This window comes from Pseudomonas sp. SED1, from assembly GCF_034044025.1.
Taxonomy (GTDB): Bacteria; Pseudomonadota; Gammaproteobacteria; order Pseudomonadales; family Pseudomonadaceae; genus Aquipseudomonas.
The window spans coordinates 1-25,867 of sequence record NZ_JAXCIS010000056.1; the positions used below are offsets into that span (position 1 = coordinate 1).

At 60.3% G+C, this 25,867-nt stretch carries 19 protein-coding genes; 15 read left to right on the forward strand and 4 right to left on the reverse strand.

Annotation, left to right across the window (positions count from 1 at the left end; all coding sequences use genetic code 11):
• Positions 1-22 precede the first annotated feature (22 nt).
• Together SNL23_RS08035 and glnA are read right to left on the reverse strand one after the other, a co-directional pair.
• A complete protein-coding gene (locus SNL23_RS08035; RefSeq protein WP_167662996.1) occupies positions 23-559 on the reverse strand; it encodes a chorismate mutase in 537 nt (178 codons plus the stop codon).
• A 190-nt stretch (positions 560-749) separates the two neighbouring features.
• Positions 750-2,156 carry a glutamate--ammonia ligase gene (gene glnA, locus SNL23_RS08040; protein WP_076018125.1) on the reverse strand — a complete coding sequence of 469 codons (1,407 nt, stop codon included), beginning with the start codon at positions 2,154-2,156 and terminating at the stop codon, positions 750-752.
• A gap of 333 nt (positions 2,157-2,489) precedes the next feature.
• On the opposite strand from glnA, the gene thiI reads away from it, so the two are divergent.
• Both thiI and typA read left to right on the forward strand, forming a co-directional pair.
• On the forward strand, positions 2,490-3,944 hold the full coding sequence (thiI, locus tag SNL23_RS08045; RefSeq protein WP_318301977.1) for a tRNA uracil 4-sulfurtransferase ThiI: 1,455 nt from the start codon (positions 2,490-2,492) through the stop codon (positions 3,942-3,944).
• A gap of 139 nt (positions 3,945-4,083) precedes the next feature.
• Complete coding sequence (typA, locus tag SNL23_RS08050; RefSeq protein WP_076018123.1) at positions 4,084-5,904, forward strand: translational GTPase TypA; 1,821 nt, start codon at positions 4,084-4,086, stop codon at positions 5,902-5,904.
• Positions 5,905-6,092: 188 nt separating this feature from the next.
• Here typA and SNL23_RS08055 read toward each other — a convergent pair whose 3' ends face one another.
• Positions 6,093-6,527, reverse strand: coding sequence for a YkgJ family cysteine cluster protein (locus SNL23_RS08055; protein WP_076018122.1), 435 nt, complete (start codon positions 6,525-6,527; stop codon positions 6,093-6,095).
• Positions 6,528-6,762: 235 nt separating this feature from the next.
• On the opposite strand from SNL23_RS08055, the gene SNL23_RS08060 reads away from it, so the two are divergent.
• From SNL23_RS08060 to SNL23_RS08085, 6 genes are all read left to right on the forward strand, one after another.
• The gene (locus tag SNL23_RS08060; RefSeq protein WP_076018121.1) at positions 6,763-9,213 is read left to right on the forward strand and encodes a glycogen/starch/alpha-glucan phosphorylase; all 2,451 of its coding nucleotides are present in this window, start codon (positions 6,763-6,765) and stop codon (positions 9,211-9,213) included.
• A gap of 170 nt (positions 9,214-9,383) precedes the next feature.
• Positions 9,384-12,920, forward strand: coding sequence for a DUF2339 domain-containing protein (locus SNL23_RS08065; RefSeq protein ID WP_318301978.1), 3,537 nt, complete (start codon positions 9,384-9,386; stop codon positions 12,918-12,920).
• On the forward strand, positions 12,920-14,275 hold the full coding sequence (locus SNL23_RS08070) for a DUF3999 domain-containing protein (RefSeq protein WP_076018119.1): 1,356 nt from the start codon (positions 12,920-12,922) through the stop codon (positions 14,273-14,275). Before SNL23_RS08065 ends, SNL23_RS08070 begins: the two co-directional genes overlap by 1 nt.
• Before the next feature lie 107 nt (positions 14,276-14,382).
• Positions 14,383-15,393 (forward strand): class 1 fructose-bisphosphatase, encoded by a 1,011-nt coding sequence (locus SNL23_RS08075; RefSeq protein ID WP_003217989.1) that lies wholly within the window; start codon positions 14,383-14,385, stop codon positions 15,391-15,393.
• A 258-nt stretch (positions 15,394-15,651) separates the two neighbouring features.
• Positions 15,652-15,906 carry a hypothetical protein gene (locus SNL23_RS08080; RefSeq protein ID WP_003217986.1) on the forward strand — a complete coding sequence of 85 codons (255 nt, stop codon included), beginning with the start codon at positions 15,652-15,654 and terminating at the stop codon, positions 15,904-15,906.
• A gap of 32 nt (positions 15,907-15,938) precedes the next feature.
• Positions 15,939-16,508 (forward strand): lipocalin family protein, encoded by a 570-nt coding sequence (locus SNL23_RS08085; RefSeq protein WP_076018118.1) that lies wholly within the window; start codon positions 15,939-15,941, stop codon positions 16,506-16,508.
• A gap of 129 nt (positions 16,509-16,637) precedes the next feature.
• Here the strand turns inward: SNL23_RS08085 and SNL23_RS08090 are convergent, their stop codons facing one another.
• Complete coding sequence (locus SNL23_RS08090) at positions 16,638-18,002, reverse strand: formimidoylglutamate deiminase (RefSeq protein ID WP_318301979.1); 1,365 nt, start codon at positions 18,000-18,002, stop codon at positions 16,638-16,640.
• A 78-nt stretch (positions 18,003-18,080) separates the two neighbouring features.
• Between SNL23_RS08090 and hutC the strand changes: the two genes are divergently transcribed.
• From hutC to SNL23_RS08125, 7 genes are all read left to right on the forward strand, one after another.
• A complete protein-coding gene (hutC, locus tag SNL23_RS08095; protein WP_173860423.1) occupies positions 18,081-18,860 on the forward strand; it encodes a histidine utilization repressor in 780 nt (259 codons plus the stop codon).
• A complete protein-coding gene (locus SNL23_RS08100; RefSeq protein WP_076018115.1) occupies positions 18,857-19,414 on the forward strand; it encodes a HutD/Ves family protein in 558 nt (185 codons plus the stop codon). Before hutC ends, SNL23_RS08100 begins: the two co-directional genes overlap by 4 nt.
• 390 nt (positions 19,415-19,804) lie before the next feature.
• On the forward strand, positions 19,805-21,475 hold the full coding sequence (gene hutU / locus SNL23_RS08105; protein ID WP_076018214.1) for a urocanate hydratase: 1,671 nt from the start codon (positions 19,805-19,807) through the stop codon (positions 21,473-21,475).
• Between the two features lie 142 nt (positions 21,476-21,617).
• On the forward strand, positions 21,618-23,075 hold the full coding sequence (locus SNL23_RS08110) for a purine-cytosine permease family protein (RefSeq protein WP_318301980.1): 1,458 nt from the start codon (positions 21,618-21,620) through the stop codon (positions 23,073-23,075).
• Positions 23,076-23,144: 69 nt separating this feature from the next.
• Complete coding sequence (locus tag SNL23_RS08115; protein WP_076018113.1) at positions 23,145-24,110, forward strand: ABC transporter substrate-binding protein; 966 nt, start codon at positions 23,145-23,147, stop codon at positions 24,108-24,110.
• 71 nt (positions 24,111-24,181) lie between these two features.
• Positions 24,182-25,033, forward strand: coding sequence for an ABC transporter permease (locus SNL23_RS08120; RefSeq protein WP_017478193.1), 852 nt, complete (start codon positions 24,182-24,184; stop codon positions 25,031-25,033).
• On the forward strand, positions 25,030-25,854 hold the full coding sequence (locus tag SNL23_RS08125; RefSeq protein WP_124360880.1) for a quaternary amine ABC transporter ATP-binding protein: 825 nt from the start codon (positions 25,030-25,032) through the stop codon (positions 25,852-25,854). Before SNL23_RS08120 ends, SNL23_RS08125 begins: the two co-directional genes overlap by 4 nt.
• Positions 25,855-25,867: the final 13 nt, after the last annotated feature.

The window sequence follows — 25,867 nt, forward strand, 5'->3', positions numbered from 1 at the left end:
CATTTTGATGGGGTTCGCAATTTTAGATTTTATAGAGGCACAGCTCGGCGGTGGCGCGGATCATCGCCAATTGGTGCAGCGGGTCATGTGCAGCCGTGTGATTGGCTTGGGCCAGCCATTGTGGACACTGCGGGTTGGTGCGCTCTGGGGTGAAGTCCGCCAGCTGTTGCAGCAGGCGTTTTTGCAGCAGGTCCAGTTTAGGGCGAATCTGGCCGACCAGATCCGGGCGTGGGTCATTGGGTGCCTTGCCTTGCAACTGCCAATCGGACAGGTGGGCGTACTGCACCAATTTGTTCGCTTCGATCTGGGCCGAGAAAAACTGCTCGGCCTGGGCCGGTGCCAGTTTGTAGCTCGGCGCCTGGGCGACGACGCTGGCGATCACGTCCTGCTCCCGCGCACGGTCTTCGACGGGCTTGTGGCTGTCCCATTTGCTCAGGGCCACCTGGTCGGCAATCGCCAGGCGTTCGGCGATGCTGTCGAGCAGTGGGGCGAGGGTGGGCGGCGCGGCGGATGCGCTGGCACTAATGGCCAGCAAGATGAAGGCGAATTTGAATTTCAAGGCAGAACCCTCTTCTGTAGGAGCGAGCTTGCTCGCGAAGGTCGTTAACGATAACGCGTAAACATTGAAGAAATGCGGTGCCTTTGGATTTTTCGCGGGCAAGCCCGCTCCCACAGGGTTTTGCGGGCAAAAAAAAGACCTCCCGAAGGAGGCCTTTTTTCATCACGCCACGTTAAGCAGCGCTACCGGATCAGCAGCTGTAGTACAGCTCGTATTCCAGTGGGTGTACGAAGGTGCGGACCTTGATTTCTTCTTCGCTTTTCAGGGCGATGTAGGCATCGATAAAGTCGTCGCTGAACACGCCGCCTTTGGTCAGGAACGCACGGCCCTTGTCCAGCTCTTCCAGGGCTTCTTTCAGGCTGCCGCACACTTGTGGGATCTCTTTGGCCTCTTCAGGCGGCAGGTCGTACAAGTTTTTGTCGGCGGCGTCGCCTGGGTGGATCTTGTTCTGGATACCGTCCAGGCCGGCCATGACCAGGGCAGCGAAGGCCAGGTACGGGTTGGCTGCCGGATCCGGGAACCGTGCTTCGATACGGCGAGCGCGAGGGCTGGACACGTAAGGAATACGGATCGAAGCGGAACGGTTGCGAGCCGAGTAGGCCAGCATCACTGGCGCTTCGAAACCTGGGACCAGACGCTTGTAGGAGTTGGTCGACGGGTTGGTGAAGCCGTTCAGGGCCTTACCGTGCTTGATGATGCCGCCGATGAAGTACAGGGCGGTGTCGGACAGGCCGGCATAACCTTCGCCAGCGAAGGTGTTCTTGCCATCTTTGGCGATGGACAGGTGAACGTGCATACCCGAACCGTTATCGCCGTACAGAGGCTTAGGCATGAAGGTAGCGGTACGGCCGTAGGCATCAGCCACGTTGTGTACGCAGTACTTCAGGGTCTGTACTTCGTCAGCCTTGGCAACCAGGGTGTTGAACTTCACACCGATTTCGTTCTGGCCGGCAGTCGCCACTTCGTGGTGGTGAACTTCGATGACCAGGCCCATTTCTTCCATGGCGTTGCACATGGAGGTACGGATTTCGTGGTCGTGGTCGAACGGAGGAACCGGGAAGTAGCCGCCTTTGATACCTGGACGGTGGCCTTTGTTGCCGCCTTCGATGTCCTGGTCGGACATCCACGAACCTTGTTCGGAGAAGATTTTGAACATGGAGCCAGAGATGTCGGACTTGAACTTGACCGAATCAAAGATGAAGAATTCTGGTTCCGGACCTACGAATACGGTGTCACCGATACCGGTCGACTTCAGGTATTCCTCGGCACGCTTGGCGATCGCACGTGGGTCACGGTCGTAGCCTTGCATGGTCGAAGGCTCGATCACGTCGCAGACGATGATCAGCGTTGGGTCTTCGGTGAACGGGTCGAGTACGGCGGTGCTGTCGTCCGGCATCAGGATCATGTCGGAAGCTTCGATGCCTTTCCAGCCAGCAATGGAGGAGCCGTCGAACATTTTGCCTTCTTCGAAGAAGGCGTCATCCAGCGCGTCGCGAGCCGGCATGGTCACGTGGTGCTGAGTGCCTTTTGTGTCCGTGAAGCGCAGATCAATCCATTTGACGTCATGATCTTTGATGAGTTGAACCGACTTCGACATAGTGTCCTCCGGGTGGCTTCGGGCTGGGGTAGTGGAGTAGCCCTTAGAATGTGGGTGATGCCGGCGCGAATACTCGACCAAGGCAACCTGCCTCACAAGAGAGCAAATTGCATGCCAGTGCCCCGACATGGGTTTTTTGCCACAAAAACGCCCCTATAAAGGTGCAATCCGCTAAAGCGGAAGAAAATGCGCACCGCAATGTAGCGCGAATTTTCGTTTATGACCCGTTTTGGTGCGTGAAAGGTCCGGTGCATATTAACTGGTTAAACCTTGAGCGATTTCCGCTATAATCCGCGCCCCCCTTTTTCGGCTGGGCCTGCGCGCGCTGTTTTCATGAAATTAATCGTTAAAGTCTTCCCCGAGATCACCATCAAGAGCCGACCGGTACGGATGCGTTTCATCCGTCAATTGGCCAAGAACATCCGTGCCGTGCTCCGCGATCTGGACCCGGCTGTGGTGGTGAACGGTGTGTGGGACAATCTCGAGCTGGAAACCCGCCTCACAGACCCCAAGGCCTTGAAGGACATGACCGAGCGCCTGAGCTGCGTGCCGGGCATCGCGCATTTCCTGCAGGTCGACGAGTACCCGTTGGGTGACTTCGACGACATCACCGAAAAGTGCAAACAGCACTACGGCGATGTACTGGCAGGCAAGGTTTTTTCGGTACGTTGCAAGCGTGCCGGCAAGCATCCTTTCACCTCCATGGATGTCGAGAAATACGTGGGCAGCAAGCTGCGTCGCGAGTGCGGCGCCGCCGGAATTTCCCTGAAAGCGCCGCAAATTGAAGTGCGGATGGAAATTCGCGACCAACGGTTGTTTGTGATTCACAGCCAGCACGACAGCATCGGCGGCTACCCGCTGGGTGCCCTGGAACAGACCCTGGTCTTGATGTCCGGCGGTTTCGATTCCACCGTTGCGGCCTACCAGATCATGCGCCGCGGGCTGATGAGCCACTTCTGCTTCTTTAACCTGGGCGGGCGTGCACACGAATTGGGCGTGATGGAAGTCGCGCATTACATCTGGAAGAAGTACGGCAGCTCGCAACGGGTGCTGTTTGTCAGCGTACCGTTCGAGGAAGTCCTGGGAGAAATTCTCGGGAAAGTCGATAACAGTCATATGGGCGTAGTATTGAAGCGTATGATGTTGCGCGCTGCGTCCCGAATCGCGGATCGGCTGGAAATCGACGCACTGGTCACCGGTGAAGCGATTTCCCAGGTGTCCAGCCAGACCCTGCCGAACTTGTCGTTGATCGACTCTGTGACCGAGAAGCTGGTATTACGCCCGCTGATCGCCAGTCACAAGCAAGACATCATCGACCTGGCGACCCAGATCGGCACGGCGGATTTCGCCAAGCACATGCCGGAATATTGCGGGGTCATCTCGGTGAACCCCAAGACCCACGCCAAACGCAACCGCGTGGAGTACGAAGAACAACAGTTCGACATGGCAGTTCTCGAGCGAGCGCTTGAGAACGCCAAACTGGTGCCGATCGATCGGGTTATTGACGAATTGGGCCAGGATTTGCAAATCGAAGAAGTCAGCGAGGCTCTGGCCGGTCAGATCATCATCGACATCCGTCACCCGGATGCCGCTGAAGACGAGCCGCTGGAAATTGCTGGCATCGACGTACAAACGCTGCCGTTCTATGCATTGAATGCGCGTTTCAAGGAACTGGATGACAGCCGTCAGTACCTGTTGTATTGCGACAAAGGCGTGATGAGTCGCCTGCATGCCCACCATTTGCTCAGTGAGGGGCATGCCAATGTGCGCGTTTATCGACCGAGCTAAGAGCCCGGGGCTGTTTGCCTGTGGCCTGCGTCACCGGCCCCCCGACTCTGCCGTCAAGCTGTAACGGCAAGGCCTGACTCTACTGTTAATCGCTGCCACGACCTGTCAGCACACCGAATCCTCTGATCGAGATACACAAGTGATCGAAAATCTACGCAACATCGCCATCATTGCTCACGTTGACCATGGTAAGACCACCCTGGTAGACAAACTCTTGCGTCAATCCGGCACCCTGGAGCGCAACGAGCTCAACGACGAGCGCGTGATGGACTCCAACGACCAGGAGAAAGAGCGCGGTATTACCATTCTGGCGAAAAACACCGCCATCAACTGGAACGGCTACCACATCAACATCGTGGACACCCCGGGCCACGCCGACTTCGGCGGCGAAGTTGAACGCGTAATGTCGATGGTTGACTCCGTTCTGCTGCTGGTTGACGCTCAAGACGGCCCTATGCCGCAAACCCGTTTCGTGACCAAGAAGGCTTTCGAAGCCGGCCTGCGTCCAATCGTGGTCATCAACAAGGTTGACCGTCCAGGCGCACGTCCGGACTGGGTTCTGGACCAGATCTTCGACCTGTTCGACAACCTGGGTGCCACCGAAGAACAGCTGGACTTCAAAGTCGTCTACGCCTCGGCCCTGAACGGCATTGCCGGTCTGGAACACACCGACATGGCTGAAGACATGACCCCGCTGTACCAGTCGATCGTCGACAACGTACCTGCGCCGAAAGTCGACCGCGATGGTCCGTTCCAGATGCAAATCTCCGCACTGGACTACAACAGCTTCCTGGGCATCATCGGCGTTGGCCGTATTGCTCGTGGTCGCGTCAAGCCGAACACTCCGGTTGTGGCGATCGATGCTGATGGCAAGCGCCGTAACGGCCGTATCCTGAAGCTGATGGGTCACCACGGTCTGCACCGTGTAGACGTTGAAGAAGCAGCTGCCGGCGACATCGTCTGCATCAGCGGCTTCGACCAGCTGTTCATCTCCGACACCCTGTGCGACCCACAGAACGTTGAAGCGATGAAGCCGCTGACCGTTGACGAACCAACCGTTTCGATGACCTTCCAGGTTAACGACTCGCCGTTCTGCGGCCGTGAAGGCAAGTTCGTCACCAGCCGTAACATCAAAGAGCGTCTGGACAAAGAACTGCTCTACAACGTTGCCCTGCGCGTTGAAGAAGGCGACACCGCCGACAAGTTCAAAGTCTCCGGCCGTGGTGAGCTGCACCTCTCGGTACTGATCGAAACCATGCGTCGCGAAGGCTTCGAAATGGGTGTTGGTCGTCCGGAAGTGATCATCCGCATGGTTGACGGCGTCAAGCACGAACCGTACGAAAACGTGACCATCGACCTGCCAGAAGAATCGCAAGGTTCGATCATGGAACAGATCGGTATCCGTAAAGGCGACCTGACCAACATGGTTCCGGATGGCAAGGGCCGTGTGCGCCTTGAGTACAACATCCCGGCGCGTGGCTTGATCGGTTTCCGTAACGAGTTCCTGACCCTGACCTCCGGTGCAGGCATCCTGACCTCGATCTTCGACCGTTACGACGTGATGAAGTCCGGCGACATGTCCGGCCGTCAGAACGGCGTGCTGGTTTCGGTTGCTACCGGTAAGGCTCTGACTTACTCGCTGGAAACCCTGCAAGCTCGCGGCAAACTGTTCCTGGGTCACGGTGAAGACGTGTACGAAGGTCAAATCGTCGGCATCAACAGCCGCGACAACGACCTGGGCGTTAACCCAACCAAAGGCAAGAAGCTCGACAACATGCGTGCTTCGGGTAAAGACGAAACCATCGCTCTGGTTCCGCCTATCCGCTTCACCCTGGAGCAGGCTCTGGAATTCGTTCAAGAAGACGAATTGTGCGAAGTCACTCCTAAGTCCATCCGTCTTCGTAAGAAGATCCTGGGCGAAAGCGAGCGTACCCGCGCTGCGAAAAAAGCCGGTAACTAAGTCTTTTAGTTAGCTGCAAAAAAACGCCCCCGACCGCAAGGTCGGGGGCGTTTTTGTTTGTCTGGGGATTGTGTGGTGACCGTGCCGGCCTCTTCGCGAGCAAGCCCGCTCCCACATTTGGAATGCATTTCAAATGTGGGAGCGGGCTTGCTCGCGAAAGCGGTAGTTCAAGCAATAAAGCATTCGGATCAGAACTTATCGAGCGTACGCAACTTGGTCTCGCGCACCACTTCCTTCGGCTTGTACGCGCAATACCCCGGCCGCGGCCCGATTTTCGGGTGATTGCGGCAAGTATCCGGGCGCTTGTCATAAATAGTGCAGAAGCGGCTCTTACGATCCAGATACAGGCAATCGTTGTTGCTCATGCGCTGCAGGGTAAAGATCTCGGATTTGGCATTGAAGCGCTCGACGATGCCTTCCTTCTGCAAGCGCTTGGCGATGTTCTTCGGCGGGTCGCCTCGCTCGAACTCATCGACGATGCCGATGCGGATCAGGTCCTTGATCTTCACCTCAACCGGCAGGGTGCAGCAGCTCGACACACAGCCGCCACACATATGGCTTGAGTATTTCTGCCAGGTCTCGAGACGGTCGAGTTCCGCGGCGGCGATCAGTTGAGGCTTCATCAGGTTTCCAAGAGGGGTGTTATCCGGCGCGGGATCATACCGGAATTGGTGATTTTTTGAACAATATCTTCCAGGTTTCAGCTCGAAGGCTGCGTCGGGCCACAAACGGGCACGGCCCCTGCATCTAAATCACGCAAAGGTGAATGAGTTAAAAAACTGCCGAACCAGAGCGTCTACCGTCTGTCAGACCGTCTAGGCTCTAGCAACTCCTTCTATCTCGCCCGAGGTCGCATTGATGTCTCAGGAACCGCTTGTACGAGAAGCAGAGGTAGCCGCATTTCGCGATGCCGTCTTGACCAAACTTACCTACGCGGTGGGCAAGGACCCCGATCACGCCTTCGACCACGACTGGTTCGAAGCCATCGCACTGGCCGCCCGCGACCATATGGTCGACCACTGGATGGACCACACGCGGCACATCTACCGCAAGGGACAGAAGCGGGTCTATTACCTCTCGCTGGAATTCCTGATCGGCCGTCTGCTCTACGACAGCCTGAGCAACCTCGGCTTGCTGGACGTGGCCCGTGAGGCCATGAGCGAGCTGGGCGTGGATATGGAGCGCATTCGCCTGCTGGAGCCCGACGCGGCCCTGGGCAACGGTGGCCTTGGTCGCCTGGCGGCGTGCTTCATGGAAAGCATGTCGACCCTGGGCATTGCCGGCCACGGTTATGGCATTCGTTATGAGCACGGCTTGTTCCGCCAGGCGATTGTCGATGGCTGGCAGCAGGAACAAACCGAACGCTGGCTGGATTTCGGCAACCCGTGGGAGTTCGAGCGCGCCGAGGTGATCTACCCGATCGGCTTTGGCGGTGGCGTGGAAACCCTGCTGGATGCTTCCGGCAAGTCGATTCAGGTGTGGTCACCGAATGAAACCGTACGCGCAGTAGCGTATGACACCCCGGTCGTCGGCTGGCGTGGTGCAAGCGTCAACACCTTGCGCCTGTGGCGTGCCCGTGCCGTGGAAGACCTGCACTTGGAACGCTTCAACGCTGGTGACCACCTGGGCGCTGTCGCCGAAGTGGCTCGCGCCGAAAGCATCTCCCGAGTGCTTTACCCGGCCGACAGCACCGAAGCAGGGCAGGAACTGCGCCTGCGCCAGGAATACTTCTTCGTTTCCGCCTCGTTGCAGGACTTGCTGCGTCGCCACAAAAACATGCACGGCTCGGTGCTGAGCCTGGGCGAACACGCGGCCATCCAGCTCAACGACACGCACCCGTCGATTGCGGTGGCCGAGTTGATGCGCCAGTTGGTGGACCTGCACGACATCCCGTGGGATGCCGCCTGGGACGTGACCGTCGAAACCCTGTCTTACACCAACCACACCTTGCTCCCGGAGGCGCTGGAAACCTGGCCGGTCGGCTTGATGGAACGCATGCTGCCGCGGCACATGCAGATCATCTACCTGATCAACGCCCAGCACATCGACTCGCTGCGGGCCAAAGGCATTCACGACTTCGACGTACTGCGCGCAGTGTCTTTGATCGAAGAAGACAACGGCCGCCGCGTGCGCATGGGCAACCTGGCGTTCCTTGGTTCCCACAGCGTGAACGGCGTGTCGGGCCTGCACACCCAACTGATGCGCAGCACGGTGTTCTCCGAACTTCACAAGCTCTACCCGGACCGCATCAATAACAAAACCAACGGCATTACGTTCCGCCGCTGGTTGTTCCAGGCGAATCCAAAACTCACTGCGATGCTGGTGGAAGCACTGGGCCCGGACATTCTCGACAACACCGAAACCCGTTTGGTTGAGCTGGAAACCTTCGCCGAGAAGCAAGCGTTCCGCAAAGCCTTCGCCGAGCAGCGGCTGCACAGTAAACGGGCACTGGCCGACATTATTCACGAGCGCCTGGGGATTTCAGTCAACCCGGCGGCGATGTTCGATGTGCAGGTCAAACGCATCCACGAGTACAAGCGCCAGCTGTTGAACCTGCTGCACACCGTCGCGCTGTACCAGGCGATCCGTGCCGAGCCGGGCACCGATTGGGTGCCGCGGGTGAAGATCTTCGCCGGCAAGGCAGCGGCCAGCTATCACCAGGCCAAGCTGATCATCAAGCTGACCAACGACATCGCCCGCACCGTCAACAACGACCCCACCGTGCGCGGTTTGCTCAAGGTAGTGTTCCTGCCCAACTACAACGTCAGCCTGGCGGAAAGCATCATTCCGGCGGCCGACCTGTCGGAGCAGATTTCCACTGCCGGCTTTGAAGCGTCGGGCACCAGCAACATGAAGTTCGGCCTCAACGGTGCGTTGACCATCGGCACCATGGACGGCGCCAACGTCGAGATGCACGAGCGCGTGGGCGCCGATCACATGTTTATCTTCGGCCTCAGTGCCGAGCAGGTGGAGGCGCGCAAACATGCCGGTGAATTCAATGCCGGGCCGGATGTTGCCGCATCCCATCGCTTGAACGACGTACTGCAAGCGATTCGCGGCGGGGTGTTCTCACCGGATGATCCGGGCCGTTATGCCGGGTTGGTGGATTCGCTGATCGACTACGACCGCTTCCTGGTCTGTGCCGACTTTGATTCCTACTGGGACGCCCAGGCGCGGGTCGAGGCTCATTGGCACGATTCCAAGGAATGGTGGCGCTCGGCGGTGCTCAATACCGCGCGCATGGGGTGGTTCTCGTCGGACCGGACCATCCGGGAATATGCGACGGAAATCTGGAAAGCGTTGGATTAGACACCGCAATACAAAATGTGGGAGCGGGCTTGCTCGCGAAAGCGCAGTGTCAGTCGACAAATTTGTGACTGATCCACCGCCTTCGCGAGCAAGCCCGCTCCCACATGGGGTCCGTGTCGATATACTGAGCATCGCCTTTGCCCGCTTCGGGCTGCTTAGGGATATCGACCATGCAATGGATTTTCATGCTGATTGGCCTGGTGCTCGGCTGGACGCTCGATGAGTCGTTCAGTGATGCGGGCATTGGAGCGCTGCTCGGTTTGGGCATTGGCCAGGCGATTCGCCTGTCGATGCTTGCCTCGCGTACGGAGGAGCAAGGCCGTCAGCTGGAGTCTGCCAGGAGCGCCCTTAAAGTAGTCGAGCAACGCCTGGCCTTGCTGGAAAGACCGGGTGCCGTTGAAACCCCCGAACCTGTCTTTGTCGAAGAACCGCTGCCGGTACCGGCGCCGCCCGAACTCGTTTGGGAATTACCCGCCGAACTGGAACCCGCCTACGCCACCGTGGCGGCCGAGCCCAGCCAGCCATTGCCGGCTGACGTCTGGAGGGCTGAGCCGAGCGAAAAAATCCCTGAACAACCTGCTACGCCTGCGGTACCTCGCGGCCCCAACTTCATCGAACGCGCCATCAGTGGCGCGCGCAACTGGCTGTTCGGCGGCAACACCGTGCTGCGGGTCGGCGTGGTGCTGTTGTTCCTCGGCCTGGCGTTCCTGCTGCGTTATGCCACTGAAGGCATGGTGGTGCCGATCGAGCTGCGTTACGCGGGCGTTGCCGGCTGTGCACTGGCCTTGCTGGGTTTGGGGTGGTGGCTGCGGCTGCGCAACAGCAATTACGGATTGATGCTGCAAGGCACCGGCATCGCCGTGTTGTACCTGACGGTGTTCGCCGCGATGCGCCTGCATCCGCTGCTTGATCCCGGTGCGGCCTTAGGCTTGCTGGTGGCTGTCACGGTGTTCTCGGCGATCCTGGCGATTACCCAGGACGCCCTCGGCCTGGCTTGCGCCGCCGCACTCGGCGGTTTTGCCGCACCTATCCTCACGTCTACCGGCGCCGGTAACCATGTGGCGCTGTTCAGCTATTTCGCGCTGCTTAACGCGGGCATTCTCGCCATCGCCTGGTTCAAGGCCTGGCGCCTGCTGAACCTGATCGGCTTTGTCGGCACCTTCGGTATCGGCTTCGCCTGGGGCATGCGCTCCTATACGCCGGAGCTGTTGTGGAGCACCGAGCCGTTCCTGATTGTGTTTTTCCTGATGTACCTGGGCATTGGCCTGTTGTTCGCCCGGCGCAAGTTGCTGGAGATGCGCGACGCACCGGACGATGACAGCCGTGGTGCATTGCTGCGCTGGTCGGCGGCCAAGGGCGACTATGTCGACGGCAGCATGCTGTTCGGCCCGCCGCTGGTGGGCTTTGGGTTGCAGTTTGCGCTGGTGCAGCACCTGGAGTTTGCCGCCGCGTTCAGCGCGCTGGCCCTGGGCATTATCTACATGGGCCTGGCCCGTTTGTTGAACGGTGGTCGCGCCTTGCTGCTGGCGGAAACCTGCCTGGCGCTGGGTGTGATCTTTGCCAGCCTGGCGATTCCCCTGGGCCTCGACGCACGTTGGACCGCGGCCGCCTGGGCCGTGGAAGGCGCCGGTATCTTCTGGCTTGGCCTGCGCCAGCAACGGCCATTGGCACGGGCTTTTGGCTTGCTGTTGCAAGTCGGCTCGGCGCTGGCGTTCCTCAGCGAATTGCGGGTTGGCGATACCAGTCTGTTGGATGGCGCGCCGCTCGGTGCCTTGCTGCTCGGTGCGGCATTGCTGTTCAGTTTCTTCCAGTTGCGCAAAGCCCCGACTGAGCAGGCGGCGCAGTGGGAACGTCGTGGCTTGCCGGTATTGGCCAGTGTCGGCCTGGGCTTCTTGTACCTGCTCGCACCGCTGCTGCTGTCGACCCAAGGTACCGCCATCAGCTGGGCGATAGCGGGCCTTGCGACCTTGCTGGTCGGTCTGCGGGTCGGCTCGCGCACGTTCCTCTTCACCGCGTTTGCCGTGCAGTTGCTGGGTGGGGCGCTGTTCCTGCTGCGCCTTCAAGCGGGCACTGATTCGGGTGCGGTGTTCAGTGCCGGCTGGAGCGGCTTGCTCACCGCCTCGCTGATTGGCCTGGCGTTGGTCGGCGGCATGTTGCTGGCAGCGCGGGACACCATGGTGCGCAGCGATGTGCGGTTGTTGCGTGGCCTGTCGGTGGTGCTGTTGGCCGGGCTGGTGCTGATCAACGTCGCGGTGCTGTTCGTGCTGCCCTGGGAGACCGCCAGCGGCGTGTGGGCGGCCAGCGGCTTGTTGATCATCTGGCTGAGCCTCTATCTGCAACAGCGCGTCAGTTTTGTCTTTGGGTTGTTGCTGCAAATCATCGGCGGCGCGTCGTTCCTGATCGCGGTGCCGGACCTGCTCGGGCCGCTGACCAGCGAAGGCTTGCGTCCTTTGGGTCATAGCGGCTTCTGGACGCCGATGGTGCTCGGGCTGGCAGCGCTGGTCGGTGCCTGGCGCTTGCAGCGTCGGCCTCATGCGCCGGTGTTCGAAGCGTTGAGTTTGCAGCGGCTGTCCGACGTGCTGTTGGTGTGGGGCGCGGGTTGGTGGACGTTGGCGTTGGTCAGCGAAGTGCTGCGTTTTGCGCCGTCGATGCTGCAAGGCACTTGGCTGTTGGCAGTAGCGGCAGTGAGTGTGGCGATCTGGGCAGTGTTGGCCCTGCGCCTGCAATGGGCGTCGCTGGGCGTGTTGTGCACGCTGTTGATGCCGGCGGTGGGCGTGGTGTTGCTGGGCGCGTGGGGCTCGCGTTATCACCCGGCAGCGAATTTTGCCTGGCTGGCGTGGGCGGCGGTGTTTGCGGTGCACTTCGTGTCGCTGCGGCGCCTGGCTTCGGTCATTCCGGAGAAAGCCCTGAGCGCCGCGCATGTGCTCGGTTGCTGGCTGCTGATCGGCGTGCTGGCGCTGGAGTTGCGCTACGGCCTGTTGCTGTTGTCCGAGGAATACAACGCCTGGCGCTGGTTGGGCTGGGCGATTCTGCCGAGCCTGTACCTGGTGCTGGCCGCCGCGCCGCGCAGTTGGCCATGGCCGGTGTCGGCGTACCCGCGCGAGTACCGGTTGTATGCCGCGCTGCCGCTGGCCGTGCTGATGCTCGGCTGGTTCTGGCTGGCGAATATCTTCAGCGACGGCACCGCCGAGCCGCTGCCGTACGTGCCGCTGCTTAACCCGCTGGATCTGGGATTATTGTTCGCGCTGCTGGGTGTGTACCTGTGGTCCCGCAGTGCCGCCCCGCAACGCGGGCCGCGCGCCGAGCTGATCGCCCAAGCGGTCGCCGGGGTTTCTCTGTTCGCCTTCTTCACCGCCCTGGTGATGCGCACGGCTCACCATTGGGGCGGCGTGCCGTTCCATCTGGATGCGCTGCTGGAGTCGATGCTGGTGCAGGCCGGGCTGTCGATCGTCTGGACCCTGATTGCCCTGAGCCTGATGATCGGTGGCCATCTGCGTCACCGGCGAGAGGTGTGGCTGATCGGTGCGGCGTTGATTGCCGTGGTGGTCGCCAAATTGTTCTTCGTCGAATTGAGCAACCGCGGTGGGCTGGCGCGGATCGTATCGTTTATCGGTGTGGGTGGTTTGTTGCTGGTGGTGGGCTATTTCGCTCCGCTGCCGCCCAAGCGCGCCGAGCCGGTGGTTGAAACTGAAGGAGTGGCCTCTTGATGGGCAAGTTGAGTGTGGCGCTGTTGGGGTTGTGCACAACATTGTCGGCCTGGGCCCAGGAAACGCCCGCCGATTTCACCACGCGGGTACCGCTGACGGTAAGCGGCGAAGGCCCTTGGTATCGCCTGGAGCTGCCGCTGGCGGTGCAATTAAGCGCCCGGCAGGCCGACTTGAGTGATGTGCGGGTGTTCAACGCGGCAGGTGAGCCCCAGGCTTACGCGCTGGCGCGGCAGTCGGCGCAAAGCACCGAAAGCCGCAGCCTGGCCAATGTGAAGTGGTTCCCGCTGTACGCCGCGGCCGACTCCGCTGAAGCAGTGCCCAGCGTGCGCGTGCAATCCACAGCGACCGGCACACTGGTGCAGGTGCAGCCGCCCAGCCAACTGGAGGCCGGCGAAGAAGTGCTGCGCGGCTGGTTGCTTGATGCCAGTGGGATCAAGGCGCCGCTGCAGCAACTGATCCTCGACTGGACCAGCGAGCGCGACGGCTTCCAGCGCTTCAGCATCGAAGCCAGCGACGACTTGCAGCACTGGCGCTCCTGGGGCGAAGGGCAGGTGGCGCGTCTGTCGTTTGCCGACGAACGCGTCGAGCAGCATGAAGTGAGTCTGCCGGGGCAGTCGGCGCGGTATCTGCGCCTGCTGTGGAAAGGTCAGGCGGCACCGACGCTGACGTCGGCGCAGCTGGAGAGTGTCAGTGCCCATAGCTTGCCGTTGCCGCTGGTGTGGTCGCAGCCACTGTCGGGTAGCCGGCTCAAGGCCGGTGAATACAGCTGGCAGTTGCCCAACGCGCTGAACGTCGAACGTCTGCGTATCGACCTGAGCCAACCCAACAGCCTCGCACCGGTCACTCTGTCGGGCCGCCGGGAAAGCAATCAGGCTTGGCAGCCTTTGAGCAGTGGCTTGCTCTATCGACTGACGCAAAATGGCCAGGACGTTTTACAAAACGAATTGCAGCTGCCCGGCCAGGCCGTTGCGCAACTCAAGCTCAACGTGGACGAACGCGGCGGTGGCCTGGGTGTTGAGGCACCGACCTTGAGCTTTGCAGTGCGGGCCACGCAGTTGGTGTTCCTGGCACGGGGCGAGCCACCGTTCACTTTGGCGTTGGGCAATCCGTCGGTGAAGGGCGCGAACTTGCCGCTGTCGACGTTGATCCCGGATTACAGCGCCGAACGCCTGGCTGCGCTTGGGCAGGCCAAAGTGGCGGGCGGGGCGGTAGTGACTTCGCCTGCGGTTGCGACCCCTGTCGATGCCGGGCCGAACTGGAAAAAGCTCGGCCTTTGGGCCGTGCTGCTGCTCGGTGTGGCGGCACTTGGAGCCATGGCCTACAGTTTGCTGCGCAAGCCGCCGGTGGCACGTTAAATAAAGTCCATGAACTCTATTGGGTTTAAATCCTCTGATAGGAGGAAATACGCCCCGACTCGCGTTAAACTGCGCGGGTTTTTAGCCCCCAATTTCCGGAGCCTTCCATGTCCCGCGTTACCCTGAGTCGCTATTTGATCGAGCAGACCCGCAGCAACAACACGCCTGCCGATCTGCGCTTCCTTATCGAAGTGGTGGCGCGTGCTTGCAAGGAAATCAGCCATGCCGTCTCCAAAGGCGCGCTGGGTGGTGTCCTGGGCAGCATGGGCACTGAAAACGTACAAGGCGAAGTGCAGAAAAAGCTCGACGTGATTTCCAACGAAATCCTGCTCGAAGCCAACGAATGGGGCGGTCACCTGGCCGGCATGGCGTCCGAAGAAATGGACAACGCCTACCAGATCCCGGGCAAATACCCGAAAGGCGCGTACCTGCTGGTATTCGACCCGCTGGACGGTTCGTCGAACATCGACATCAACGCGCCGGTCGGCACCATCTTCTCGGTACTGCGTTGCCCGAACGAATACCTGAGCCAGAACGAAGCCCTGAACGAAAAGGCCTTCCTGCAGCCAGGCACCGAGCAGGTAGCTGCCGGTTACGCGATCTACGGCCCGCAGACCATGCTGGTACTGACCCTGGGCGACGGCGTCAAAGGCTTCACCCTGGACCGTGAAATGGGCAGCTTCGTGCTCACCCACGAAGACATCACCATTCCTGCGTCCACCCAGGAATTTGCAATCAACATGTCCAACCAGCGCCACTGGGAAGAGCCGGTTACCCGCTATGTAGGCGAGTTGATGGCAGGCGAAGAAGGCCCGTTGAAGAAGAACTTCAACATGCGCTGGGTAGCGGCGATGGTTGCCGACGTGCACCGCATCCTGACCCGTGGTGGCCTGTTCATGTACCCACGTGACAGCCGCGAGCCGTCCAAGCCGGGCAAGCTGCGCCTGATGTACGAAGCCAACCCGATGTCGTTCCTGGTTGAACAGGCGGGCGGTGCGTCCACCGACGGCCACCAGCGCATCCTCGACATCCAGCCGGAAGGCCTGCACCAGCGCGTGGCGGTGTTCCTGGGTTCGAAGGAAGAAGTCGAGCGTGTGACCGGTTACCACAAGGCGTAAGCCTGGTGACCTGTAGGAGCGAGCTTGCTCGCGAAGAGCGTTAACGATGACACGGGCTGCCTGGTTGCCCGCGCCGGCTGAACATTTTTCGCGAGCAAGCTCGCTCCTACAGTAATTTGATTCGCTTGATTGAGCCCCGAAACGTTTCAGCGTTTTCGGGGCTTTTTTGTTTTCGCTCGTCGGGAACCAGAAACCCCTTTTCCCTTCTAAGCTTCTGGCAGACCCCCCAAGCTGCTTCGTCTCTCCAGGAGTTTTTCCATGTCGTTACGCCGTCTCGCCCTGTTGTCGTTTTGCGTGCTTCTGGCCGCTTGCAGCAAGGTCACTCAAGAAAATTACGCAAAACTGTCGGCCGGCATGCCCAAGGCCGAAGTGGAGTCGTTGCTGGGTAAGCCGACTGATTGTTCCGGCGCACTGGGTATGTCCAGTTGCACCTGGGGCGATAAAAACAGCTTTATCAGCGTGCAATATGCCGGTGACAAAGTACTGATTTTTTCCGGGCAAGGCCTGAAGTAAACCGGGGCGAAAGCCTGCGGGAGAAAAACAACATGATGCGTTTCGTTCTATACCTCTGCGCCAGCCTGTTTTTGGCGGGCTGCGCCAGCCATTCTGGCGATGATCTGCAACCCAAGACTGTCGGCAGCGTCAACCTCAAGCGTTACCAGGGCACCTGGTATGAGTTGGCCCGTTTGCCGATGTACTTCCAGCGCAATTGCGCACAGTCCGAAGCCCGCTACACGCTGCTGCCCGATGGCAATATGTCGGTGTTCAACCGCTGCCTGACGCCTGAGTGGGAATGGCAAGAAGCCAAGGGCACGGCCACGCCGCAGGTCGCCGGCAAGACCGACAAGCTGTGGGTCGAATTCAATAACTGGTTTACCTCGCTGTTGCCGGGCGTGGCCAAGGGCGATTACTGGGTGCTGTACGTCAGCGATGACTACAAGACCGCCATTGTCGGCAGCCCGAGCCGGCGCTACATGTGGTTGTTGTCCCGCACGCCGACAGTCAGCGCCGACACCCGCGAAGACCTGCTGAGCAGGGCGCGGCAACAGGGGTATGACACCACGCGTTTGATCTGGCGTACGTCGGACAAGCAAATGGCGAAGACTTCGCAGTAATACAAAACAGCGCCAATCCAATGTGGGAGCGGGCTTGCTCGCGAAGGCGGTGTGACAGTCACCGATGTGTTGACTGATCCACCGCTTTCGCGAGCAAGCCCGCTCCCACATTTTGTTATGTATCGTCTGTTAGCCCAGCAAATCCCGCAAGACCTGGGTAAACGCCCGGCTGCTGTCTTCTTCGGCGGCGTGATGCCCGTCGCGAATCACCCACTGGCCGTTAACCAGTACGTCGCGCACCTGGCGATCACCACCGGCAAACAGCCAGCGATTGAGAATCCCGTCTTCGTTCGCCGTCGCCAGGTACGGATCGTTGCCATCCAGCACCAGCCAGTCCGCACGCTTGCCGACTTCCAGGCGCCCGATCGGCTGCCCCAGCGCTTCGGCACCGCCATCCAGCGCGGCATCGAACAGCGTCCGCCCGACCATCGGCTGATCACTGCGATACAGCCGGTTGCGCCGCTGGTCCCGCAGCCGCTGGCCGTATTCCAGCCAGCGCAATTCTTCCACCACGCTCAGTGATACATGGCTGTCGGAGCCAATCCCCATGCGCCCGCCCTGGGCCAGGAAGTCCACCGCCGGGAAAATCCCGTCGCCCAGGTTGGCTTCGGTGGTCAGGCACAGCCCGGCAATCGCCCGGCTCTTGGCCATTAACGTCACTTCTTCCGGGTTGGCGTGGGTGGCGTGCACCAGGCACCAGCGCTGATCCACTTCAACATGGTCATACAGCCATTGCAGCGGACGCTTGCCGCTCCAGGCCAGGCAGTCGTCGACTTCCTTCTGCTGCTCGGCGATGTGGATATGCACCGGGCACGCCTTGTCGCTGGCGGCCAACACTTCGCTGATTTGTTGGGGGGTTACCGCACGCAGCGAGTGGAAGCACAGGCCGAGTTGTTGCGCCGGTTGCGCAGCCAGAATCGGTTGCAGGCGTGATTGCAGGTTCAGGTAATGCTCGGTGCTGTTGATAAAGCGCCGCTGGCCTTCATTGGGTGCCTGGCCGCCAAAACCGGAATGGCTGTAGAGCACCGGCAGCAAGGTCAGGCCGATACCGCTGCTGACGGCGGCCTGGCTGATTTGCCGCGACAGCTCCGCAGGGTCGGCATAAGGCTGGCCGCTGACGTCATGGTGCACGTAGTGAAATTCGGCCACCGAGGTGTAGCCGGCCTTGAGCATTTCGATGTACAGCTGGCGCGCGATGATCTGCAGTTGGTCGGGGCTGATCTTGCCAACCATCCGGTACATCAGGTCGCGCCAGGTCCAGAAGCTGTCATTCGGGTTGCCGGCCACTTCCGCCAGCCCGGCCATCGCCCGCTGGAACGCGTGAGAATGCAGGTTCGGCATGCCTGCCAGCACCGGGCCCCTGAGCCGTTCGGCACCGTCTGCACTGGCGTTGGGCTCAACCTTGGTCAGCAGGCCGTCGGCGCTGACTTCAAGACGTACATCATTGGCCCATCCATTAGGCAGCAGCGCGCGTTCGGCAAAGAAAGCGGACATGATTCAGGCACCCCGGTCGTGTGTTTATTTGTATATACATATACAGACGTTTGCCTGCTCGGTAAACTCCGGCAAGCTATGCTTCTTTTTCACCTGCAAGGATTTCCTGTGCCGACTCCGCCCGCCAAGTCTCCACTGGCTGCCCACATGGACGAAAGTCCGGCGCCCTTGTACGCCCGCGTCAAACAGATGATCAGCCAGCAGATCCTCAACGGCAACTGGCCGCCGCATTATCGCGTGCCGTCGGAAAGCGAACTGGTCAACCAACTGGGCTTCAGTCGCATGACCATCAACCGTGCCCTGCGCGAGTTGACCGCTGAAGGCCTGCTGGTGCGCATGCAAGGTGTGGGCACATTTGTCGCCGAGCCGAAGAGCCAGTCGGCGCTGTTTGAAGTGCACAACATTGCCGATGAGATCGCCTCTCGCGGTCATCGTCATACGTGCAAAGTCATCACTCTCGGCGAAGAAGCCGCCGGTTCCGAGCGCGCCGTCGCCCTGGAAATGCGTGAAGGCGGGCGGGTGTTCCACTCGTTGATCGTGCACTACGAAAACGACATCCCGGTGCAAATCGAAGACCGCTTCGTCAACGCCCTGGTAGCGCCGGAATACCTGCAGCAGGATTTCACCCAGCAAACGCCTTATGCCTACCTCAACCAGGTGGCGCCGCTGACCGAAGGCGAGCACGTGGTCGAAGCGATCCTGGCCGACGCCGACGAATGCAAGTTGCTGCAAATCGAAACCAGCGAGCCGTGCCTGTTGATTCGCCGTCGTACCTGGTCTGGCCGCCAGCCGGTCACGGCCGCGCGTTTGATCCACCCCGGTTCCCGTCATAGCCTGGAAGGACGTTTCAGTAAATGAGTTCGACGAAAGTCTGGCGCGCCGCCGATTACGTCCGCATGCCGTGGAAAAACGGCGGCGGCAGCACTGAAGAAATCACCCGTGACGCAGGCGAGGGCCTGGACGGTTTCGGCTGGCGCCTGTCGATTGCCGATATCGCCGAGTCGGGCGGGTTCTCCACCTTTGCCGGGTACCAGCGCATCATCACCGTGCTGCAAGGCTCGGGCATGGTGCTGACGGTGGACGGCGAAGAACAGCGCGGGTTGTTACCGCTGCAACCGTTCCCGTTCAAGGGTGACAGCCAGGTGTCCTGCCGATTGATCGGTGGTCCGATCCGCGACTTCAACCTGATCTATTCGCCGCAGCGCTATCAGGCGCGGTTGCAGTGGATGGACGGTACGCAGCGTTTCTTCAGTGCGGCGCACACCGTGGTGGTGTTCAGCGTGGCGGATGAAGTGAAGGTGCTCGGTGAGCGGCTGAACCGTCATGACTGCCTGCAATTGGACGGTAACACTGGCTTGCTGGACGTCAGCATCACTGGCCGTTGCTGCGTCATCGAACTGACTGCACGCTAAACCACTGTAGGAGCGAGCTTGCTCGCGAAGGTATTTCAAGCGTATTGCTACGTTGAATGTACCTTTTTCGCGAGCAAGCTCGCTCCTACAAAAACTGTTCCCACTTCCCGCACCAACTTGTTACCGAATGCCCCAGCATGGCGCAAAAGCCTGCCTGAGTAACGAGCCTCCCTCGCTGTAAAAACCTTCTGCAAGAAAATTCATCAAGCTGCCAAGCCTTGTTCTTAAAGGCTTGCGCTCCCGTTCGCGAAAAATCTGCAACTGCCCTCCGCCAAGTTGGCCGCTTGATTGCATATGCTTGTATGTACAAGTAAAGATGTGTGCGTAAGAGTCCATGAGTATCCTCTTCGCACCAATCATGTTCGCGCATTGATCGTTGAGGAATTTTTTGTGACCAAGCCTACCAAGTACCGTGACGTTGAAATCCGCGCTGCCCGTGGCAACACGCTCACCGCCAAAAGCTGGCTGACTGAAGCGCCGCTGCGCATGCTGATGAACAACCTCGACCCACAGGTTGCCGAGAACCCGAAAGAACTGGTGGTGTACGGCGGCATCGGCCGTGCCGCGCGCAACTGGGAATGCTATGACCAGATCGTCGAAAGCCTGACCAACCTCAACGACGACGAAACCCTGCTGGTGCAATCCGGCAAACCCGTTGGCGTGTTCAAGACCCACAGCAACGCCCCGCGCGTATTGATCGCCAACTCCAACCTGGTGCCGCACTGGGCAAGCTGGGAACACTTCAACGAACTCGACGCCAAAGGCCTGGCCATGTACGGCCAGATGACCGCCGGCAGCTGGATCTACATCGGCAGCCAGGGCATCGTCCAAGGCACCTACGAAACCTTCGTCGAGGCCGGCCGCCAACATTACAACGATGACCTCAAGGGCCGCTGGGTACTGACCGCCGGCCTCGGCGGCATGGGCGGCGCACAGCCTTTGGCCGCCACCCTGGCCGGCGCGTGCTCGCTGAACATCGAATGCCAGCAGGTCAGCATCGATTTCCGCTTGAGCAGCCGCTACGTCGACGAGCAAGCCACCGACCTCGACGACGCCCTGGCGCGCATCGACAAATACACCAAGGCCGGCCAGGCGATCTCCATTGCACTGCTGGGCAACGCGGCGGAAATCCTGCCGGAGCTGGTCAAGCGCGGTGTGCGCCCAGACATGGTCACCGACCAGACCAGCGCCCACGACCCGCTCAACGGCTACCTGCCGGCCGGCTGGACCTGGGACGAATATCGCGCCCGCGCCAAGACCGAACCGGCCGAGGTGATCAAGGCCGCGAAGCAATCCATGGCGGTGCACGTTCAGGCGATGCTGGACTTCCAGAAAATGGGCGTTCCGACCTTCGACTACGGCAACAACATCCGCCAGATGGCGCAAGAAGTGGGCGTGGAAAACGCCTTCGACTTCCCGGGTTTCGTACCGGCCTACATCCGTCCGCTGTTCTGCCGCGGCATCGGCCCGTTCCGCTGGGCGGCACTGTCCGGCGACCCGCAAGACATCTACAAGACCGACGCTAAAGTCAAAGAGCTGATCCCGGATGACGCCCACCTGCACAACTGGCTGGACATGGCCCGCGAGCGCATCAGCTTCCAGGGCCTGCCAGCACGTATCTGCTGGGTTGGCCTGGGCCAGCGCGCCAAGCTCGGCCTGGCGTTCAACGAAATGGTGCGCAGCGGCGAGCTGTCGGCACCTGTCGTGATCGGCCGCGACCACCTCGACTCTGGCTCGGTGGCCAGCCCCAACCGTGAAACCGAATCGATGCAGGACGGCTCCGACGCCGTGTCCGACTGGCCACTGCTCAACGCCTTGCTCAACACCGCCAGCGGCGCGACCTGGGTTTCGCTGCACCACGGCGGCGGCGTCGGCATGGGCTTCTCCCAGCACTCCGGGATGGTGATCGTCTGCGACGGTACCGACGAAGCGGCCGAGCGAATCGCCCGCGTGCTGCACAACGACCCGGCCACCGGCGTGATGCGGCATGCCGATGCGGGTTACCAGATCGCCATCGACTGCGCCAAAGAGCAGGGCCTCAACCTCCCGATGATCAAATAACTAATGTGGGAGCGGGCTTGCTCGCGAATGCGGTGTATCAGTCACCGAAGTCGTTAGCTGACCCATCGCTTTCGCGAGCAAGCCCGCTCCCACATTTGATCTGCGTTTCACCCAAAAACAATCCATCAGAGGTTGAACATAAATGGCCGTAACAGACGCTCGTGCAAGCACCACCCCGTTGATCGAAAGGCGTTCGATCGACTACATCCCGGAAGCGGAAAGACACGGCCGTCTATTGAGTCAGTTCACCCTGTGGTTGGGTGCCAACCTGCAAATCACCGCGATTGTCACCGGGGCCCTGGCCGTGGTGCTGGGCGGTGATGTGTTCTGGTCGTTGATCGGTCTGTTGATCGGTCAACTGCTGGGTGGCGGCGTCATGGCGCTGCACGCAGCCCAGGGCCCGCAATTGGGCTTGCCACAAATGATCTCCAGCCGCGTGCAGTTTGGCGTATATGGCGCGGTCATCCCGCTGGTGCTGGTGTGCCTCATGTACATCGGGTTTTCCGCCAGCGGCTCATTGCTGGCGGGGCAGGCGGTGGCGCAGTTGCTCCATGTCGAAGACTGGGTCGGCATCGTGTTTTTCGCGGGGCTGATTATGGTGTTCACGATCTTCGGCTACCGGGTGATCCACGGTATCGGTCGCATCGCCAGCGTGCTGGGTGTGGTTGCCTTCGTGTACCTGTTCTACAAGCTGCTGGCCGGTAACGACATCGGCGCGTTGCTGGGCAACAAGCATTTCTCCCTGAGCAGTTTCCTGCTGGCGATTTCCCTGTCGGCGTCCTGGCAGATTGCGTTCGGCCCATATGTGGCGGACTACTCGCGTTACCTGCAGCGCAGCACGTCGGCCTCGAAAACCTTCTGGGCCGTGGGCCTGGGTTCGGTGATCGGTGCGCAGGCTTCGATGGTGTTTGGGGTGTTTGCGGCGGCCCTGGCCGGTTCGCAATTCGCTCACCACGAAGTGTCGTTTATCGTCGGCCTGGGCGGCACCGGGATCGTCGCGGCGCTGCTGTATTTCAGCATCGCCTTCGGCAAGGTCACCGTGACCACCCTCAATGCCTACGGCAGCTTCATGTCCATCGCGACGATCATCAGCGGCTTCCGTGGCAGCCGGCATATCGGCAGTGGCACGCGCCTGTTGTACATCTTCATCATGGTGTCGCTTGCCGCCGCGCTGGCGTTGCTGGGCAAGGATTCGTTCCTCAAGGATTTCTCCGCGTTCATCCTGTTCCTGCTGGCGTTTTTCACGCCCTGGAGCGCGATCAACCTGGTGGATTTCTACTGCATCACCAAAGAACGCTACGACATCCCGGCGCTGTCCAATCCCGACGGCCGCTACGGTCGCTGGAACCTGATGGGCATCAGCATCTACGTGTTTGGCGTGCTGATTCAGATGCCGTTCATCTCCACGCATTTCTACACCGGGCCACTGGTCGCCAGCCTCGGCGACACCGATATCTCCTGGATCATCGGCCTGGTGGTGCCGGCTGCGCTGTACTACTGGGCTGCCAAAAAGTGGCACAGCGCAATACCTGAACACTTGATCCTGCCGGTAGAGCAGGGCGCTGCACCAACGACAAACGGGCTGGTTGCACAGGCCTGATGGGACGTGGACAGGGCAGGATGCCTACTGACTGCCGTAATCCATTTCAAGATTGGGAGCGTCACAACAATGAAAATGAATAAGACCCTGTTGGCCACTTTGTTTTCGGCAGGCTTGCTGGCTTCTGCTGGCGCCCAGGCGGCCGGTTGGTGTGAGTCCGGCAAGCCGGTGAAATTTGCCGGTTTGAACTGGGAAAGCGGCATGTTGCTGACCGACATCCTGCAAACCGTGCTGGAAAAAGGCTATGACTGCAAAACCGACAGCCTGCCGGGTAACTCCATCACCATGGAAAACGCCCTGAGCAGCAATGACATCCAGGTGTTCGCCGAGGAGTGGGTAGGCCGCAGCGAAGTCTGGAACAAGGCCGAGAAGGCCGGCAAGGTCGTCGGCGTCGGTGCTCCGGTGGTGGGCGCTGTCGAAGGTTGGTACGTGCCGCGCTACGTGATCGAAGGCGACGCCAAGCGCAAGCTGGAACCCAAGGCACCGGACCTGAAAAGCATCGCCGACCTGGCCAAATACGCCTCGGTGTTCAAGGACCAGGAAGAGCCGTCCAAGGGCCGTTTCTACAACTGCCCGGCCGGCTGGACCTGTGAGCTGGACAACAGCGAGATGCTGAAAAGCTATGGCCTGGAAAGCACCTACACCAACTTCCGCCCAGGCACCGGCCCGGCGCTGGATGCGGCGGTGTTGTCGAGCTACAAGCGTGGCGAGCCGATCCTGTTCTATTACTGGTCGCCAACCCCGTTGATGGGTCAGGTCGACCTGGTGAAGCTGGAAGAAAAGCCCGGTGTGGATAAAAGTGTGAGCATCAAGGTCGGTCTGTCCAAGACCTTCCACGAGCAAGCCCCGGAGTTGGTGGCCGTGCTGGAAAAGGTCAACCTGCCCATCGACCTGCTGAACCAGAACCTGGGCCGCATGGCCAAAGAGCGAATTGAATCACCAAAACTGGCGAAAATTTTCCTCAAGGAACATCCTGAAGTCTGGCACGCATGGGTGAGCGACGACGCAGCCAAGAAAATCGACGCGGCCTTGTAGGTTGAGCGTTTCCGGTTGCCCTCGCAGGCAACCGGACGTCCGGCCACAACCCACTGGATCGAGAGCACACTATGTTTCCTGAGAGTTTTACGTTTTCCATCGCCGATTGGGTCAACAGTTGGGTTGATTCGCTGGTGACCAATTACGGCGATGTGTTCCGGCACATCTCCGATACCCTGTTGTGGGCCATCGTCAATCTTGAAGGCGTGCTGCGCGCAGCACCCTGGTGGCTGATGCTGGCAATTGTCGGCGGCATCGCCTGGCATGCCACGCGCAAGGTCGTCACTACAGCGGTGATTGTCGGTTTGCTGTTCCTCGTGGGCGCCGTTGGCCTGTGGGACAAGCTGATGCAAACCCTGGCGCTGATGATGGTGGCCACGGTGATCTCGGTGCTGATCGGCATTCCCCTGGGAATATTGTCGGCCCGTAGCAATCGCCTGCGTTCGGTGCTGATGCCGCTGCTGGACATCATGCAAACCATGCCCAGCTTCGTGTACCTGATCCCGGTGCTGATGCTGTTTGGCCTGGGCAAGGTCCCGGCGATTTTCGCCACGGTGATCTACGCCGCTCCTCCACTGATTCGCCTGACCGACCTGGGTATTCGCCAGGTAGACGGCGAAGTCATGGAAGCGATCAACGCCTTCGGTGCCAACCGCTGGCAGCAACTGTTCGGCGTGCAACTGCCGCTGGCCCTGCCGAGCATCATGGCCGGGATCAACCAGACCACCATGATGGCCCTGTCGATGGTGGTTATCGCCTCGATGATCGGTGCCCGTGGCCTGGGTGAAGACGTATTGGTCGGTATCCAGACGCTTAACGTCGGACGTGGCCTTGAAGCCGGTCTGGCGATCGTGATTCTCGCAGTGGTCATCGACCGCATTACCCAGGCCTATGGTCGTCCACGGCATGAGGCGAGCAAATGACTACCGTCAGCAAGATTGAAGTCAAAAACGTATTCAAGATCTTCGGCAATCGTTCCAAGGAGGCGCTGGCGCTGATTGGCCAGGGCAAGACCAAGGACCAGGTGCTGGCCGAGACCGGTTGCGTGGTGGGTGTGAACGACCTGTCCCTGAGCATCGGCACCGGCGAGATCTTCGTGATCATGGGCCTGTCGGGTTCCGGCAAGTCGACCCTGGTGCGCCACTTCAACCGCCTGATCGACCCCACCAGCGGCGCGATCCTGGTGGACGGCGAAGACATCCTGCAACTGGACATGGAAGCGCTGCGCCAATTTCGCCGGCACAAGATCAGCATGGTGTTCCAGAGCTTCGGCCTGCTGCCCCACAAGAGCGTGCTGGACAACGTTGCCTATGGCCTGAAAGTGCGCGGCGAAACCAAGCAAGTGTGCGCCGAACGTGCGCTGCACTGGATCGAAACCGTGGGCCTCAAAGGCTACGAAAACAAATACCCGCACCAGCTCTCCGGCGGCATGCGTCAGCGAGTGGGCCTGGCCCGTGCCCTGGCCGCCGACACCGACATCATCCTGATGGACGAAGCGTTCAGCGCCCTCGACCCGCTGATCCGCGCCGAGATGCAGGACCAGTTGCTGGAGCTGCAAAAGACCCTGCACAAGACCATCGTCTTTATCACTCACGACCTCGATGAGGCCGTGCGCATCGGCAACCGCATTGCGATCCTCAAGGACGGCAAGCTGATCCAGGTCGGCACGCCCCGCGAGATTCTGCATTCACCGGCGGATGAATATGTGGACCGGTTTGTTCAGCGGCGGGCTGCGGTGGTCTGATCCGGATCTTGTG